This is a genomic window from Spirochaetota bacterium (assembly GCA_026414805.1).
Classification (GTDB): Bacteria; Spirochaetota; UBA4802; order UBA4802; family UB4802; genus UBA4802.
In genome coordinates this window covers 1-17,552 of the sequence record JAOAIH010000038.1, presented here as the reverse complement: position 1 = coordinate 17,552, position 17,552 = coordinate 1, and the positions used below count along the sequence as shown (strand labels likewise).

At 38.9% G+C, this 17,552-nt stretch carries 17 protein-coding genes; 1 reads left to right on the top strand and 16 read right to left on the bottom strand.

Annotated elements, in window-relative coordinates; all coding sequences use genetic code 11:
* The first annotated feature begins 6 nt into the window (after positions 1-6).
* Positions 7-1,044 carry a Gfo/Idh/MocA family oxidoreductase gene (locus N3F66_09010; protein ID MCX8124289.1) on the top strand — a complete coding sequence of 346 codons (1,038 nt, stop codon included), beginning with the start codon at positions 7-9 and terminating at the stop codon, positions 1,042-1,044.
* An 18-nt stretch (positions 1,045-1,062) separates the two neighbouring features.
* On the opposite strand, the gene N3F66_09005 is transcribed toward N3F66_09010, so the two are convergent.
* The 16 genes from N3F66_09005 to N3F66_08930 form a co-directional block, all read right to left on the bottom strand.
* The gene (locus N3F66_09005) at positions 1,063-3,141 is read right to left on the bottom strand and encodes an APC family permease (GenBank protein ID MCX8124288.1); all 2,079 of its coding nucleotides are present in this window, start codon (positions 3,139-3,141) and stop codon (positions 1,063-1,065) included.
* Positions 3,059-3,700 carry a riboflavin synthase gene (locus N3F66_09000; protein MCX8124287.1) on the bottom strand — a complete coding sequence of 214 codons (642 nt, stop codon included), beginning with the start codon at positions 3,698-3,700 and terminating at the stop codon, positions 3,059-3,061. The genes N3F66_09005 and N3F66_09000 overlap by 83 nt, the downstream gene beginning before the upstream one ends.
* A complete protein-coding gene (gene ribD / locus N3F66_08995; protein MCX8124286.1) occupies positions 3,701-4,930 on the bottom strand; it encodes a bifunctional diaminohydroxyphosphoribosylaminopyrimidine deaminase/5-amino-6-(5-phosphoribosylamino)uracil reductase RibD in 1,230 nt (409 codons plus the stop codon).
* A complete protein-coding gene (locus tag N3F66_08990; GenBank protein MCX8124285.1) occupies positions 4,908-5,789 on the bottom strand; it encodes a hypothetical protein in 882 nt (293 codons plus the stop codon). Before N3F66_08990 ends, ribD begins: the two co-directional genes overlap by 23 nt.
* Before the next feature lie 4 nt (positions 5,790-5,793).
* Positions 5,794-6,684, bottom strand: a complete 891-nt coding sequence (secF, locus tag N3F66_08985) for a protein translocase subunit SecF (GenBank protein MCX8124284.1) — start codon at positions 6,682-6,684, stop codon at positions 5,794-5,796.
* Between the two features lie 11 nt (positions 6,685-6,695).
* Entirely contained in the window at positions 6,696-8,351 is a 1,656-nt protein-coding gene (gene secD, locus N3F66_08980) for a protein translocase subunit SecD (GenBank protein MCX8124283.1), read from the bottom strand.
* 24 nt (positions 8,352-8,375) lie between these two features.
* A complete protein-coding gene (locus N3F66_08975; protein MCX8124282.1) occupies positions 8,376-8,966 on the bottom strand; it encodes a hypothetical protein in 591 nt (196 codons plus the stop codon).
* A 36-nt stretch (positions 8,967-9,002) separates the two neighbouring features.
* Positions 9,003-9,311 carry a preprotein translocase subunit YajC gene (gene yajC / locus N3F66_08970; protein ID MCX8124281.1) on the bottom strand — a complete coding sequence of 103 codons (309 nt, stop codon included), beginning with the start codon at positions 9,309-9,311 and terminating at the stop codon, positions 9,003-9,005.
* A gap of 106 nt (positions 9,312-9,417) precedes the next feature.
* The gene (locus N3F66_08965; GenBank protein MCX8124280.1) at positions 9,418-10,089 is read right to left on the bottom strand and encodes a L,D-transpeptidase; all 672 of its coding nucleotides are present in this window, start codon (positions 10,087-10,089) and stop codon (positions 9,418-9,420) included.
* A gap of 216 nt (positions 10,090-10,305) precedes the next feature.
* On the bottom strand, positions 10,306-10,752 hold the full coding sequence (locus N3F66_08960; protein ID MCX8124279.1) for an OmpH family outer membrane protein: 447 nt from the start codon (positions 10,750-10,752) through the stop codon (positions 10,306-10,308).
* 2 nt (positions 10,753-10,754) lie between these two features.
* Positions 10,755-13,277, bottom strand: a complete 2,523-nt coding sequence (gene bamA / locus N3F66_08955; GenBank protein MCX8124278.1) for an outer membrane protein assembly factor BamA — start codon at positions 13,275-13,277, stop codon at positions 10,755-10,757.
* A gap of 73 nt (positions 13,278-13,350) precedes the next feature.
* Positions 13,351-13,779 carry a biopolymer transporter ExbD gene (locus N3F66_08950; GenBank protein ID MCX8124277.1) on the bottom strand — a complete coding sequence of 143 codons (429 nt, stop codon included), beginning with the start codon at positions 13,777-13,779 and terminating at the stop codon, positions 13,351-13,353.
* Positions 13,780-13,818: 39 nt separating this feature from the next.
* Complete coding sequence (locus N3F66_08945; protein MCX8124276.1) at positions 13,819-14,457, bottom strand: MotA/TolQ/ExbB proton channel family protein; 639 nt, start codon at positions 14,455-14,457, stop codon at positions 13,819-13,821.
* Between the two features lie 37 nt (positions 14,458-14,494).
* A complete protein-coding gene (locus tag N3F66_08940; GenBank protein MCX8124275.1) occupies positions 14,495-15,919 on the bottom strand; it encodes a hypothetical protein in 1,425 nt (474 codons plus the stop codon).
* Between the two features lie 106 nt (positions 15,920-16,025).
* A complete protein-coding gene (locus N3F66_08935; protein MCX8124274.1) occupies positions 16,026-17,003 on the bottom strand; it encodes an NAD-dependent epimerase/dehydratase family protein in 978 nt (325 codons plus the stop codon).
* A 150-nt stretch (positions 17,004-17,153) separates the two neighbouring features.
* On the bottom strand, positions 17,154-17,552 hold a 399-nt coding region (locus N3F66_08930; GenBank protein MCX8124273.1), incomplete at its 5' end, for a penicillin acylase family protein.

The window sequence follows — 17,552 nt, the reverse complement described above, 5'->3', positions numbered from 1 at the left end:
TTTTGCATGAAACCTGTGGTGGCACTCATCGGTTGTGGGCGTATTGGGTTTTTACTTGAGAATGACCCTTTACGGTATAAACCATGCACTCATTATGGTGGAGCTAAAGCTGCAAAACTTGCCATAACCTGTGCATGCGACATTAACACCAAACGTCTGCAGGCTTTCTCAAAAGAAGCTGGTATTTCATTATCCCGCTGTTACACTGACTACCAAACGCTCCTAGCCCAGGAGAAACCCCACTGTGTTATAATTGCCTCGTGGACTCACACACATGCGCAAATAGGCATTGCAGCAGCACAAAACGGTGCAAAGGTCATCGTATGCGAAAAGCCAATTGCTTCTACACTTGAGGAGGCAAAGACATTGATAGAGGTGTGCAACACTTTTAACACCACGCTCATCATTAACCATGAACGGCGTTATGACTATCGGTATAACTATGTAAAAAAACTCATTGCCAAGAACGTGATTGGCAGCATCTCATCAGTCCATGGTTTTGTGTTTACCCCTTCAAAAACACATCAACCAGGTTCAGGAGGCGGACCTCTTCTTCATGATGGTACTCATCTTATAGACATAGTCCAGTATCTTTTTGGAAGCATAGTACAGGTACAGGGAAATACTACACAATACGCAAAAACTTCAATTTATGAAGATTATGCGATAGCTCATTGTATCACCTCCTCAGGCATACATGTAATCCTTGAAGCAAGTGGATACAGAGATTACTTTATGTTTGAATTGCAGATATTTGGCACCAGAGGTAAGATAGTTATCGGTAACGGATATCTTTATGTCTTTAAGCCAGAAAAATCAAAATTCTACACAGGATTTAATGATTTAGTATGTAGGCCTCTCACACCAGCTGGAAAACCTGATTATTTTACAAGATTATATAAGGAAGTAAAAAAATGTCTTAAGCACACACATGAGGTAAAATCAAGTGGCTATGATGGATATAGCACATTAGAAGTCATACACGCTATTTACCTATCGGCCATGTCAAATGGAGCTGTTAAACAATTACACAGGCAAAATTAATTGGCATACCACCATCATCTATAGCCGAATTGGCAATATCAGTATTGGCATACCCCTGTGATAAAACTCACGCTGTATAGCAAACGCAGTATAGTTATGAAGTAATCGGCTTAAAAAAGTATCTTGAGGGAAAACCAATTGCCCAGCAAAAAAAATAGTATTGGGATACAATGATATTATTTCTTTTGCAATAGCTACTGACTCCTCCACCACATCCACACCAATAGAAAAATATCGTATAGCGTTGTAGCCGTGTTTGCGCATATACGCAACATATCTATCAAGCTCATTATTACAATGCTCTCTCAATTTGTTGATTTCTGCTGCTCCTTTAAACATACCAGAATCAACAATGCCTACCTGAATAAAAATAAAGTTGTTATACATTCCTGGAAATAAACGCTGGATGGAGAAAAGTGTATGCAGCCCCATACCACTAAATCCATTCACAAACAATGCAGCTACACGTGAATTACTATCTATTGGACTCACATCGTTATTATTGTGTTCGGCTGTTGTATCCCATTGACTTTCCTCAGCCTTTACCAAGTCCACAAGCTGCTGTAATCTGCCAAGTAAGTTTGCTGTGTCATTATAATGCTTTTTTATTATAATAGAAGTTATGACCACAAAACCTGTAATAAATATGGTCATCCACCCACCTTCAGAGAATTTTAGGAATATTACCGAAAATAAAATAAATGAAGTAAGGATTAAACCTGTTCCATTAACAAAAAATTTTCGTTTCCAGTAACTTTCCTTTTGTCTGACCATCCACCAGTGCCGCAACATGCCAAGCTGCGATAATGAAAAGGTAATAAACACGTTGATGCTGTAAAATATTACCAGTAGTTTAACCGAACCTCCCGAATAAATCATAAGTATAATTGAAGCAATGCCCATCAACAGTATACCATTTTTCATTACAAGCCTGTCGCTCAGTGAGGCAAAACGGGTTGGCATGAAACGATCTATTGCCATATTTGCAAGTATGCGCGGACCATCTAAAAAACCAGTTTGTGCAGCAAAGAAAAGAAGAGCCGCCTCGGACAAAAGAGTGATCACTATAAAAGTTTCCTTTATCCCTGATGGCCATGATGAAGAAACTGTTTCAAAAAGCACTGCATTTAATGTCCTACCAGGAACATGTTCAACATGCATGAGCAAATACGCTATCATCAGCCCCCCAGCCATTATAGAAAGTGATATGGCCATGTAATTCATAGTTTTCTTTGCAGTGTGCACTTTTGGCTCTCGCAATAATGGTATACCATTTGAGACTGCTTCAATACCAGTAAATGTGCCAGCACCCATACTATATGCTTTAAGTATTAGCACCAACATTCCTACTGTGCCTAATTCAGACCTTGAATTGCCCACATCCACTATTACATTATTTACAAACTCTGGAGTAGCAACGACCTGGTTTAAAATTGCATATATAATAACAAATAGATGGGTGGCTAAGAAAATAATAAAGACCGGTACAAGAGGAGCTATCGATTCTTTTACCCCTCTCAGATTGAGAATAGTAAGAACAATAACACCGCCAATGGCCACATATATTTTATAATAATGGTACTGATATGGTATAAAGCTGAAGAGAGCATCAGCACCACTGGCCACTGATAGTGTAATTGTAAGCAGGTAGTCAATTAACAGTGCACATCCTGACACCATTCCAGCTGTAGGGGAAAGTAACTTGCTTGCAACTAAATATCCACCACCCCCTGATGGAAAAAGTTCAATTATATAATGGTAGCTTATACTGATAATAGTAATAGTGATTATTACACCAACTGCTACAAATATTCCAAGATAGTGATGGCTCCCTAACGCAAGAAATGCTTCCTCAGGACCATAACACGATGATGAGAGACCATCTGCACCCAACCCAACCCAGGCAAAAAATGCAATCAGAGAAAGCTTATGAAATATAGAAGGGTCAGTCACATTTCGTGAATCGCCAATAAAAATTCTTCTTAGCTTCAACAGCAAACCGTGCATATATTCATTAACTCCAGAAACCTTCTTCTTTGAGTTTCTTTTCCAATGAGCTATCGCCACCCTTAAACGACTGCAGCATATAATACACATACTTGGCAATAACATCAACTTCAATGTTTACATAGTCCCCTTGCTTTTTTTGTGCCAACGTGGTATTTGCAATAGTTTCTGGAATACAGTATAGTTCCACTGTATTTTTTTTATCCACTACAGTGAGTGATATGCCATCAACCGCAATAGAGCCTTTTGGTACAATGAACATACTGATGCTCTCAGGCACAGCAAGTGATACATGGAGTCCATCTGTCAATTTTTTCATGGCAACAATGGTACCAGTAGCATCAACATGCCCCTGCACCAGGTGACCACCCAACCTCCCTGTAGGTTGAAGTGCACGTTCAAGGTTAACCCGTGTCCCTGATGTAAACTTACCTAGCGTGGTTATGCCAAGCGTCACATTTGAGGCAAATACAGTAAAATAATCATCCCCTATATCTGTTACAGTTTGGCAGGCGCCATCAATGGCAATGGAATCGCCTATTTTAGTGCCTTCAATAACAGTACGAGCATTAATAGAAATTAATTTACCATTTGCTGAAGGCTTTAGCCATTGCACTATTCCAATTTCTTCTATTATGCCTGTAAACATTTACAGTGCCTCAAACTGATAAATTTCTTTATAACCTGATAGTAGCATATCATGACCCAGAAACACATGGGTGATGTCATGAAGTTTAAGTGAGTCTTTGATATATTGTCTGCCCTTGCCTTCAATGATATTTTTCCCTTTGCCAACAAGAATTGGGCTATAGAAATACATGCACTGATCAATTTCATTTGCATCAAAAAATGACCCCGCAACTGTAGCGCCACCTTCAAGTATTGCAATCATAGATCCCATAGAATACAATATGTCAAGTAACTCATGAATCTGTTCTGTACCAGAATATGATTGCAAAAATCGTATCCTGCCATTGTCAATACACTTTTTTATGAGTTCATAATCGTTACGTTTCAACAGTGTTTCTCTTTGCCTTTGTGATATAAAAAAATATGCAGTAGGATCATGAAAAAGATGTATGTTCTGCAATGTTTCAGGCAAGCCTATTACTATTTTCCTTAATTCATGTGTCACATCAGCTTTCCAGGATTCAAGCAATCCCTGTATAAAGCTATTACAATAGCCTGAAACAGAGTACTGCTTTGCTTCATAAAAGCTTGCAGCATCTTTGGTAAAATCACTGAACCTCACATTGAGCAAGGGATTATCTTTTTCCACTGTGGCCTTTCCTACAATAATGGTATCAGCACATGCTCTGAGCCTGTGCACCAAAAGTCGTGAAACAGGTGAGCTTATCCATTTTGCATCGCCCAGTTCTGTTGCGGTACGCCCATCCAATGATGTTGCAGTCTTGTGGATAATAAATGGCCTGTGCCGCATGATGCTTTTTTTAAAGGGTCTGAGCAGATCCACAGCTGCCTGAGTAAACTCAGGTAAAAAAATAACCTCAACACCAGCCTGCTTTAATGCTCTGACCCCTTTACCACTAACAGCGGGATTGGGATCAAGAGTGGGAATAAAAACCTTTGCAATTCCTGCCCCAATAATGGCATCAGTGCACGGTGGCGTTTTCCCAAAGTGGCAGCATGGTTCAAGTGTTATATACATAGATGCACCTGCCGCATTCCCTGCAGCTTTCTTTAATGCAACAACCTCAGCGTGGTCCATCCCGTATGCTTGAGTCGCGCCCGTTGCAACTATGGTATCATTATTAACAATAACAGCGCCAACAGCGGGATTTGGCGACGTTGCTCCCAAAGAGCTGAAAGCTTCTTTCAGAGCTATCGCCATAAATTCATTGTGTCTTTGGCTTTCCATATCTGTTAAATATCATTTCCCTATCCTGTTCAAATTTTAACTCTTCCTCAAGATATGCATACAGTTCTTTCAATATGTGGCTGTTTTCCTTTTTTGCTGCCATATACCCACCCACCATACTGCCACCATAAAAAAATGTTCCAGCAGCTCCAGTAAATACAGCAATTGCCACATTACCAGTATCAGCTGCCAACCAGGTGATAGCAGCACATGCACCAATAACTATTGCAGCAATAATACCGTTTTCAGTACTACCACTGTATATATACCCCGCCCCCGGGACCAATCCCAATCCTAATGCAACATACGGGTCTTTCAGCCTTTTGTGGGTAAACCTGCTATATTCAGATATTCGCTTTAAATCAAAATTATCAGTAAGTGCAGTATAAGGCGATAGCTCATCATAATTATCTACCGTAGCAAGTAAATATGCAAGTTTTCTTTTCAGTACCATTGATTTATATTCAGCATTGTCACTTTCAATAGCAGGAGATAGCTTTATAATAGTATTCAATACTGGTGCATTGATGTTGAAAGCACTATCAAAGGCAAAAAGCCATACCGCAGGTTTTGTCAACGATTCGCTGGTTATTGTATCAAGTAGTGGTTGGTACATTCTTCCCTGGTAGCGGCAGTATAATGAGGCAATAAAAAAAGAATTATACGGATATAAATCCGGATAGTATACATGCAAGCGATGATATTCCTGATATGCTCGATAATACTCTTTCTGTTCTACACAATGGTTTGCAAATCCTGCTATTGCAGTGAAGCTGTAGGGATTGTCTTCAGGCTGTGCAGCTGCATTAACTGCAGCAATACACACAAATAGCAGAATACATACATGCCGCAATGGCATAGTTTCACGCTTTTTTTAACGTCAGTTTTTCCCAGTATAACACAAATGGTGATGCAATGTATATAGATGAATATGCACCAACAACAAAACCAAACAACAGTACACTGGCAAATTCATTTAAGCCCTCTCCACCAATCATATACAGTGAGAACACAGCAAATAAAGTAGTAAGTACAGTAAGGAGTGTCCTTGATAATGTTTGTGTTATTGATTTATCAATCACATCAATAAACGTTTGTTTTGTTTTTATCTGCAAATTTTCTCTTACACGGTCAAATATGATGATAGTATCATTGACCGAATAACCATAGATGGTTAAAATAGCAGCAACAATGGGAATATTTATCTCAATGTTGGCAAATCCGCAAAAAAGCACCGAAAGAATAACGTCATGGAGCAACGCAACCATGGCAGCAATGGAATACTTTAACTCAAACCTGAATGCCAGATACAACGTCATGATTATTATTGAAAGAGCTATAAGCTTGCCTGCTGATTTTTTTAAGAAATCACCAATAGCTGGTCCTACAGTTTCAATACTTAATATTTCCACATTCTTAAAATTGTTATAAATAACAGCTTTTAATTCTTTAGTACTTTCTTCAACATTTTCTGTACGGCTGGCAAGCTTTGTTGAAATGAGATATTCATTGTCTTCTTCCTTCCCAACCTGCTGGATAACAGCACTGATTTTATTCTGTGTTAACACCTTTCGTATCATAGCAGTGTCAATTCCCTGCTCAAACTTTGCAGTGAGTTTAATCCCACCAACAAAGTCAATACCCCAGTTAAAACCACCATTGCGGTACGTTTGCAATGAAAATATTAATAATAATGTAACTGAAATTGCATACGCAATGAATCTGTATCTGATAAATGGAATTACTTTTTCCAAGGTGCCGCTCCTTAAATACTTAATTTTTTCAGTGAATCACGAGACGTTATCATTTCAAAAATAAATTTTGTAATATACAATGCTACAAACATTGAACTGATGATACCTATTGAAAGGGTTACTGCAAAACCTTTTATTGGACCTGTTCCAAACTGTGAAAGTACAAATGCAGAGAGCAATGTAGTAATGTTAGAGTCAAATATTGTCCAGAATGCTCTTTCAAAACCCTGGGTGACTGCAGCACGTGGTGTTTTACCTGCTTTCAATTCTTCTTTAATGCGCTCATAGATGATAACATTTGCATCCACCGCCATACCCATTGTTAAAATAAAACCTGCAATACCTGGCAGTGTTAAGGTAAAACCAAGCCACGACAATAGCGCCAACATGAATACGCCATTTAAAATCAATCCAATATCAGCAATAATACCCGATCCCTTATAATATATAAGCATAAACAGCATGATACCTGCAATACCAACAATAAACGCTTTTACTCCACTTTGGATTGAATCAATACCTAGTGTAGGCCCTACCGTTCGTTCTTCTATTATTTTTAAATCTACTGGCAGTGCACCCTCTTTAATTATCCTAGCAAGGGCAGTAACTTCTTCATAAGTAAAATCACCCTGAATAATGGCCTGTCCTGTATTTATCTGCACCCTGATAGACGGAGCACTGCGGACTTTATCATCAATAACTATCGCCAATTTCCTGCCGTGATTTTTTTCGCTGGTAACTTCAGCAAATTTAGCCGCTCCCTCAGGCGTTGTATTGAAATGAACAGCAAGTTGCTGATACTCATCCGGTGCCACCCACGCTTTGCTGATATCATTGCCAGCAAGCGCAACTTTCTTTTCTAGGACTATGGGATAAGCTGCAAAAAGCTTGCCAGTCTGAGGATTGCGTTCATAATAATACAACAGTTCCAGAGTATCGGGAAGAGCAATTGCATTTTTTATTGTGTCAGCCAATCTATTAAGTTCCAACTGATCTTCAGGAAGCCCTTTGCCTGCATAGTGTTCCTTGAGCCATTGGTTTGCTTTCTGAGTGTACGTATCATCAACAAGCCGATATTCAACACGGCCAGTTGTGCCAATTGCCTTTTTAACACTTTCAGGGTCCTTCACACCCGGAAGCTGTATTTCAATTGCATCATTGCCTTTGGGCCGTATTGACGGCTCGGACACACCAAATTTATCAACACGGTTTCTGAGTAATTCCAGTGCCTGTTCGGTAATCTCGTTTTTTTCAGCATTAGTCAATGGCTTGCCTGTTTTTTCTTCTATCTTGTGGTAATTAGCTTGAAGCACCAGATATGAGCCACCCTGCAAATCCAACCCTAAATTAATCTTTTTTGCAAGTAATACTTTTTCTGCCCAATGTGGGAGTAGCCTTGCATCGATCACGTTGGGGTAGCGTTTTATTTCATTCATTACCGCCACATTGAGATTGTACCCTTCAACAAACACCTCTTTATCTTTTACTGTAACAACATACTTAGTTTCAGGAAATCTCTGCTTGATTGCTTGTATATCCTGCTCACTTGCTGCCTGGCTCAATACTACCTGCAAGGTGTTTTTCCCTATTGTGGGCAAAATGAGCATGACAGCAAATAAAACAATGCAGATTATAAAAATAGCTTTATACAATAATCCCCGTGTCATGTACACCTCATGTATTGTTATGTATTATTTTGGAAACCTGCGCAAAACGCTTCCCGCAGAACTTCTTGTCCTCATCCGGTAGAGGATAAACACAAAAACAATAATCACTACTAAGATGATTTTTGCCATACGGTCAGAAGCTTTTTTGCTTAACCCAAATAAACCTTTTTCTTCTGTATCAATATTTTGTTTTTCTTCTATGTGAGCAATTATCTGCTCACTGTTTTCTTTTATGGTAATTCCGGGAATGCGGGAATACCTAAAAGGACCTTCAGTAATACTCAACAATGATTTGCTATCAACCTTTACACCTTTTACAGCATCATGCTTTTGTGCTGCCTCTTCAACAGGTTTTTTTTCTTCTTTTTTTATATCAACACCTTCGGCCTTTTTTGCAACCTGAGTATCTTTTGGTGCTGTTTCGGTTCCAGGTATGATTTCTTTCTGAAGCTGGGGCGATAGCTCCTGTTTGGGAACCTCAGTGCCTGGTACTGCTTCAGGCAACTTACTATTTGCACCTGGTTGTTCCTGTGCCCATATATGCATCACAGCACTACTCAGCACTATTCCGCATATAATGCACAATGACAGAAAAAATTTATAGTGATATTTCATACAGCGTTCCTGTAGTATGCCACCTGTTTTAAATATTTATGATAGCTTCTGCTGGATTGCACTTTTTACAAAGTCAACCTTCACTCCTTCAGCCAGCTTCAGAGTAATGATATTTTCCTCTGGTTTAATGTTCACCACCACGCCGATAATACCGCTTGTAGTAAGGACCTTGTCGCCTTTCTTAAGCTGGTCTATCATCTTCATACGGTCTTTTTCCTTCTTTTGAGTAGGCCGTATCAGAAGAAGATAAAATATCAGTATCATTAAAATAAGCGGTATAATGCTTACCCATGGGCTTGATGCCTGCTGGCCGTTAGCTGCATATGCTATTTCAAATGGAAACACTTCTGGTACCTCGCTTTTTATTATTTTAGCAAATGATATACATACACAAAATCACTGCAACCATTATGCAATGAATTGCAAATGTCAACACAAATTATGCATAATTTTAATCAGGAAGAATCACTACAGGTGTGCCAACCTGTATATACTGCTCAAGTTCAATAATATCATCATTGTACATACGAATACACCCACTTGAAGCAAGTTGCCCTATGGAATCAGGGTCATTGTTTCCATGAATTGCAATACCGCTACCTATACCAGGTATTTTACCTTTCACTTTAGGCAATGTACCATTCTTTTTTGCTTCTTCGTATCGCGCAACATCATGGTTATTGGGATATGAAATTCTGTAGAACCGTGGCCCATACGCATTATCGCCCAAATCAACATCTGGATGCCCAAATTTATAATGGCCATCTTTAGCTTTGAAATATACTTTATTCATCTCTAATAGTGTTTTATAGGCACTTGAGTTTTTTGGTGCATCCATGCTTAAAATTTCAGTTATATAATACAACCCTTCAGGAGTACGATTATCATTTGCATAAAGTTTTGGCTTTTTATCAGGGTTTAATCCATACCCTATTGGATATTGTGCAATAATGCCATCTTTCCCAACAACAAATAACGTGAAATTCTTTTTGCTGACAACCAGCACATAATTGCCCTTATATTTTTTTAAAATCTCCTGCCCTTTTTTTTGATAATACCCCTGTTCACTGCAAGAAAGAAGAAAAATCATCACTATATTCAGTATCAAAGTAAAAACATTCATGATTGAATTCTTTCCTCCTTCAGCAAGAGTGTTGTAACAGTGTCATACCAAACCTGTGTCCTATTCTCACATCCATTATTCCAGCTTTGGTGAGGAACTTTTACTCACCCCGTCATTCCGGGCTTGACCCAGAACTTTACCTCTTTCATAGATCCTGAACCAAGTTCAGGATGACCTATTGAGATAAAATATTCTTAATCAGTCCTTTGTTAACTATTACCGTGTCACAGGTGATTTTTGCAATCGCAGTGCAGCCAGTTCTTTTAACACCTCAGCTGTAATATCATACCCATCTTTTGCATACACAACAGTGTCACCACCACCAAGGATTATTGTATAACCTTTACGTTTTGCTACAGTTGCTATTGCCTGCTGAATATCAGACAAAAATAATTTTTTCTGCTTTTCCATCTGATCTGCAACTGCCTGAATCTTTGCCGCAATATCTTTTTTTTCACTGTCAGTTGCTGAAGATACTGTTTCAAGCTGTGTTTTCAACTCACTATACTGTTTTTGCAATGCCATTGCATCAGGTGATGTTTGTATCACATAATTATATAAAACAGACAGCTGTACATACCGTATGGTCGGGCTACTATCCCGCTCAACTGTATTACACGACAATACAATAGCGCATGCAATCAACAATAGGTTACGCTTCATAATCAGAATCGCATATCTCCTATGCCAAATTGGAATTGAAATCCGCTTAAAGGTTTAAAGTAGCCATCATCCCTACCCACCCATGCAAGCTTGCGGCCAAACCAGAATCGCAGCGGCATCATTGGTATCTGAATCTTGAATCCAAATCCATACGAGTATTTGAAATACGACATGTAATCAATTTTATTTATATCCCTTATGTCATACAACAATCCATTGGCTTTGTCTTCATTTATAATATCCCTGGTTGACTGCTCTAAGCTTTTTTCCCAAAAACTATCGGTCCATACTGAACCCGCATCAAAAAAGAATACAAACCATAAAAACGTTGGATGAATTGGAACCCTGAATTCAGCACCATACAAAATTCTATGGAATAAACCATAGCGCCATGAGTCGGGAAAATCTAAATCAAGGATTTCCCATCCTCGTAATGTTTCGGGACCGCCTATGTAGAGTCTGTCCTCGGATTCAAGCCATGGATTTTTGTCAGGATCCTGTATTTCATACATTTTATTTTTAAACCATGGTGGTGTGATGAAGGTGCCATTAAAACGCAATTCAATAACGCACGGGTGCGTTTTAAGGAATGGAAGATGGAAGGGTGAAAAATACCAGTAAAGGTCAGGTGAATATTGCACCCAGTGATCATCGCCGCGTATAAGGTACCCACCAGTAAACGATGCCGAAAACTCTGCACGCCAGCCCCGTGTTGGATTGAGATAGTTATCTTTTGAATCACGGTATGCATATAATGTGAGTTTGCGTTTTTCCTGCAATCCCTGTGCTTGTTCAAGGAACACAGTATCGGTGCTGTTACCAGATGCGTTAATGACCTCTTTCATTGCATGATACCACACAGAACCAATGCCATAGTAAAACCAGAACCGATAACTTAAGCCAATTGAATATCCATACTGCTGTGTCTGATGTTTAGCTTTTTGATTAGAGTTTGTAAAAATTGAGCTTTGTTCGATAGTCGATAGCATATAAAACACTGATAGATTAAGGCCAATAGGCTTGTCAAAAAGCCATGGCTCATTAAAACCCAGTGTGATTGAATTCCGTAAGGGACCATATTCAAATCTGCATGATATGCGCTGCCCGTTACCCATTAAGTTATTTTCAGCAACATCAGCAAAGATTGAAAAACCTGTCATGGAGCCCCACCCGCCACCAAGTGAGATAGTTCCTGAAGGCTGCTCCACCACATCCACTATAAGGTTCATATACCCTTCTTTTGAGCCAGGTCGTATATCAAAGTTTACTTCTTTAAAGAATCCTAAGTTATAAACCCTTTCACGCGACAGCTGCATTTTATATGAATTAAAAAGTTCACCCTCATAGACTACCAGTTCGCGGCGGATAACCTTATCTTTTGTTTTCTGATTACCTTTGATAATAATATTTTCAATGTATGCCTGTGAACCTTCTTTTATCTGGAAATGGGTAAATATATATTTACGTTTTTCTTTCTTACCATTTACTTCAACTTCTCGTTCGGTAATTTTGCGTTCAGGGATTATGCGTGCAAAGATATACCCTTTTGTTGCATACGTAAAACTTATCATCTGCCGGTCTTTCTGATAGAGCGTATCATTGAAAGGCTGGCCTATCTGAGTCTGTTCAAACTGTGACGTAATCTCTTCAGTGGTAAACACTTCATTTCCAGAAATAGAATACCCGTCAAAATAGTAGCGCTGTCCTTCACGCAATTTTATTGTAATATATATGACGCGCTTTTCCTGTGTTTCGGGATCAGCCCATTTATAATCTACAGTGTCCTCGACTATCTCCGCATCTAAATACCCTAATTCACGGTAATATGCCAGTATTTTTGCCTTATCATCTTCATACGTTGCTTTGTTAAATTTTGCATCGGCAAAAAGGCCTTGTTCTTCTGTTTGCATTAGGCCTTTCAAAGTCCGTAAGGGTACTAAAGTATTGCCCAAAATTGCTATTTTCTGAACTTCTATATCTTCGCCCTCATCCACAATGAATATGACATTGACAGCATTTTTTTCATCCTTGGCCTCTTCAACCTTATATTTCACAATAGCATTGAACAGCCCCTCAGTATCATATTTGTTGCGAATCTTAGCAAGAGCCATTTCAACTTTATCCTTGCGGTATACATCACCTTCTTTAACCGGCAACTCCTCCTTTAATGTTGTTTCACTTACCTCTTCAACTCCCTTAAATATTATTTTATTAATAGTTGGGCGTTCGGTGCACACAAAACGGACTGCAACACCATCCTGGTATTCTTCTGTTTCAACAATGATATTTTCAAATTTGCCTGTTTTAAAAATTTTCTTAATATCCTCACGAATCTCTACTGCTCTAAGAGGATACCCTACCTCAGTAGTCATGACATCCAGAAGATCTTCTTCATCAACATCGTAGAGGCCTTGGAATTCTATTTTTTTTACTATCTTACCTTCATATTTTGAAGGCTGGCCAAATCCACCATTGAAAATAGCTATAAGTGCAATAGCCAAAATACAAATCCCTACTTTTTTCATCCCCACAAATCCTTTTTCCTGTTTTCAGTTCCAACCAGCTATAAAATGATTTTACCAGATTTCATTTACATCGTTACTTTGGTTTAACAGTTGCTAACGTAAAGCGTGGTATCCCTGCCTGGTTGAGCAGGTCCATAACCGTAATAATTGTTTCATAATTTGCATCCCTGTCACCGCGAATAATGACTACATTGTCTTTTATTGTTTCCTTCCTTTTTTTAAATTCCTGCAATAAATCAGCCAACGGGTACTTGACATCATTGATGAATACCTCATTTTTTTCATTGATACTTATAACCATATTTGCATGCTGCATCTGCCCCGACTGTAAAGCCTTGGGCAGATGCACTGTGATTGATGAAAGTGACCCAAAGCTTGATGTTACCATAAAAAAAGCTACAAGCAAAAAAGTCATATCAACAAGGGATGTTATATCAATTAATGATCTGTATCCCAACTTGCTTTTTACCTTTATAGTATGTTTAAACTCATGTGTTTCCATTTTTTTACAATATCTACCTTTACTGTAATTGAAATGATATTATTTTTTCTGTTGCTCTATTGAACACAGTGGGAAATCCAAAAGTGTATTGGCAACATATTCCAAATCTTTATTATAGTGTTCAACACGGCTTACAAGATAGTTATAAAAAATCCATGAGGGTATTGCCACAAGCAAACCCAGTGCAGTGGTAATAAGCGCTTCGGCAATACCATACGCCAGGAGATCCTGTGCTACATTGCCAACCTTAGAAAGTGCACTGAATGATTTCATCATGCCGGTAACAGTTCCAAGTAAACCAAACATTGGGGCAATTGTGGCGATAGTTGCTATAATGCCAACATGCTTTTCAATTGCCTTCTGTGCTGTATACACATTTTCAGTAATAAGCCCTTCCCTTTCTTTCTTTGTACTGGCAAAGGTTATTGCATTACAGATAAGTTCACTTATTGGTCCTGGTACCCTTTTGCAAAGTAGCAGCGCCTGTTGGATATTGCCATTACTGCATTCTTTACGCGCATTGCTGACAAGCATAGCATAATCAGCATTAATCCTTCTATAAAAAATAATTCTTTCGATAATAGCAGCTACAGCTATCACCGAACATACAAAAATTGGTAACAGCATAACCCATGTTGGAACAGCGTCAAATACGCCAATGAGTGTACCACTGTGCATAATTATAATCCTTTAGGTCAATTCTATGAGCTATCGCCTACAATAATATCCGTATACCAAATAAACCCTTAATACCTGATTCAGGATAATTTTCGCGAAGATAGTATCGATTGTTGTATAAATTTTCCACTCTAATATATGCAAAAAACCCTTCAAGCATTTTTCGCTGCAAATCCAGATATCCCACCACACGTGATTTGAGCTTTGTATCTTCCTGTGGCGATGTGTATACCGACCCTGCAATATCATGCGAAAGATTAACTTTCCATTTAGTTCCATTATAAGTAATGGCCATTGCCAAAAGATGCTGTGGCCTATAAGTTATATTTTCACTGGCATTGTAGTACGAATACTTATACTGAGCATCAACAGCAAGTAATTTTGGCACAACGTTTATAGCCAGATTGATGCTATTGGTAAAAATCCATGATTCAATGCCCTTAGCTGTTAACACATCACCAGGTACAGTTACATAATTATAAAAGTTAGTGCTGTGTTCTGTCTGTGATAGTAACTGCACAGTTAAAAAGCTGTTCATTTTAGAATCAATTTTTACAAGACCCCTATGCACACGCGCCGGCTCAAGATTATATATAGGTGTAATAAATTTTTGTTGTAAATATAATTCTTCAGGCTTAAAAGGCTGCATGAAGTAACTGTACTGAAGTACAATAGTTGAATTGCTAAAGCCTTTGTAACTGGTCCCTAGTATAGGGCCAACAAGCCAGTGGTCATCCCTGTTAAAATCAGCATTGATACCTATGGTTACGCCAATATCCTTAGTTATATTAAAGTCATCAACTATCTCATTGTTACAAAAAAAATCATTTTGATACTTTTCATACTTATAGCCATAGAATGTTGATGAATACTTAAAACGGTTGGAAGCCGACCAGATATATTCGCCACCTATTTGACCGTGCCCCTGATATACACGGCTCTCTTCACCTTCTGTTGTGGTACCAGTTAAACGGTGATAATACTGCGCCCCGCCAATGACATAAAACATCTCAAATGAGGGGCTATATTTTACAATATTTTTCCAGTCTGCTATAACATTATCTTTTTCTTCACGGCTGAACACAGGATTGTCTGCCATACCGTAAGAATCATTGTGCACATTAATGTCAAAAATGGATTTCCATGTTTCCGAAGCAGTTATATTGCCAGTAAAGCCTATACGGTTTTGGTAGTAGCTTGTATTTTTAAAAATTTCATTTTTATAGCCATAGTCATTAGATTTTTTTAAATATGTCCGGAGTAAATATACAAAGCCTTCCTGCTCTTGCGAAAGATTAACAGTAGACAGCATATCATTATACTGCCCGTATACCACCTGCATATCTATATTCATGGTGCGATAGCTCTGCGTATCAGCATTCTGCGAAAAAACAGGCTGAACACTAAAGCAGCATACCACCATGTAGGCAAGTATCTTTTTTATACTATTGTAAAACTGCATAAAACCCCATATCATCCAAACATAAATATTTAGTGGGAAAATGTGAATTGGTTACAGTGAAGGTTGATTATTTCTATGATGCGGTTTTAAGTCAATACAATTTATTTCACATCAAAACCGTTTGAATATATTGTGCAATTTCTTCCATTGCAGCCTCATAAGTTACAATAGTCTTCCATCCTAATTCACGTTGTGTAAGCTGTGTATCAACATCATTATCGCGCCCCATTACCGCTACCGCTAACCGCGTTAAGGGGGAACGAACATGCAATGCATTGCAAAGCCCTTCCAGTACAATCGCTGTATACCATGCCACTGTATACGGAATATTACCTTGTGGGCGTTTCCCAACACACTTTCCCAAATCAGTGATGTATCGTTCCCATGTAACATTCCAGTCATCTCTGAAATGGTATGTTTTGCCCTCTGCGATCTTCATAGTCCCTGCACGTATGATGCCATCCACAAGATTATCTACATATACAAGGCTTGCACTGTATCTGCCCCCATCAATTAATGGAACCCCTGTTACTGAGGCAAACCGTGCAACAATATCGCGCACCCACACACTTCCTGGTCCGGTGACGTTTGCCGGACGAACAATGGTGCAGGCAAATTGGTTATTTTCATGGTATTGTCGCACCATAATTTCAGTATCAGCTTTTGCATCATTATAGGGAATTCCTGATTTTTGTGGTGGATCGGTTTCTTTTTTGCCCTTTAAATGTGACCCCAAACCCAGTGCAGCAATCGATGATAGATATACAAACCGCTGTATATTGCCTTTTGACTCTTCCAAAAGATTGTGTGTAGCATGATAGATAGCTCTGTAAAATTGCCTTTTGGTACCCCAATCAGTCACCCGTGCAGCACAATGAAATACCGTGTCAATATTTTTGCAAATGCCAGTGATAGTATTTCTTTCAGTTAAATCACCAAACACAACCTCAACACCAGCGTCCTTTAGCCACTTACTATCCTCTCCAGGCAGCACCAGTGCACGGACACTATAGCCCTGCGAAAGCAATTTTTTTACAAGAGCTGAACCTATAAAACCAGTTGCGCCGGTTACTAAATTTTTCATAATTGTTCCTTCATTTAAAATTTATAATATTTTCTAATGGGGTATTTACACGCTAAATGCCCCCTAAAAAACCCCAAAGCGCGCCTCAAACGGCGTGCCTAATTAGCTAAACATTATTCCTTCAACTGCGGGCTGCTGAATAGCATTCGTTCAGGTCCTCGCCCGCATCCTATTGCACCTTGTATCCGTGCAGGGCTGTCTAACAATCCCAATCTTTAACATATTATATGCTAGGCTCCAGTTAAGCATCATACCCACGCATACAGAATCAGCTATTTCCCACTTTTCTTTTTTCATGCCTAAAAGTTTCATATAGACGTTAGGACCTTGAGTATCAAGGTAGTGGTTGACGCCATCAACGTAACGCTGGTAAAGTTTTTTATATTGGGGCGATAGCATCTTTGCATAGGCCTTTGCTCTATCATAAAAGCCAACCGCCCTCAAGAAATAGTCCTTGTCCAGTGCATCTTCGCCAGCAAACTCACTTATACGCCCCTGAGCAATGCGACGTGTAAACTCCATCTGAAACAGCCTGTCCTGTGCATTGAC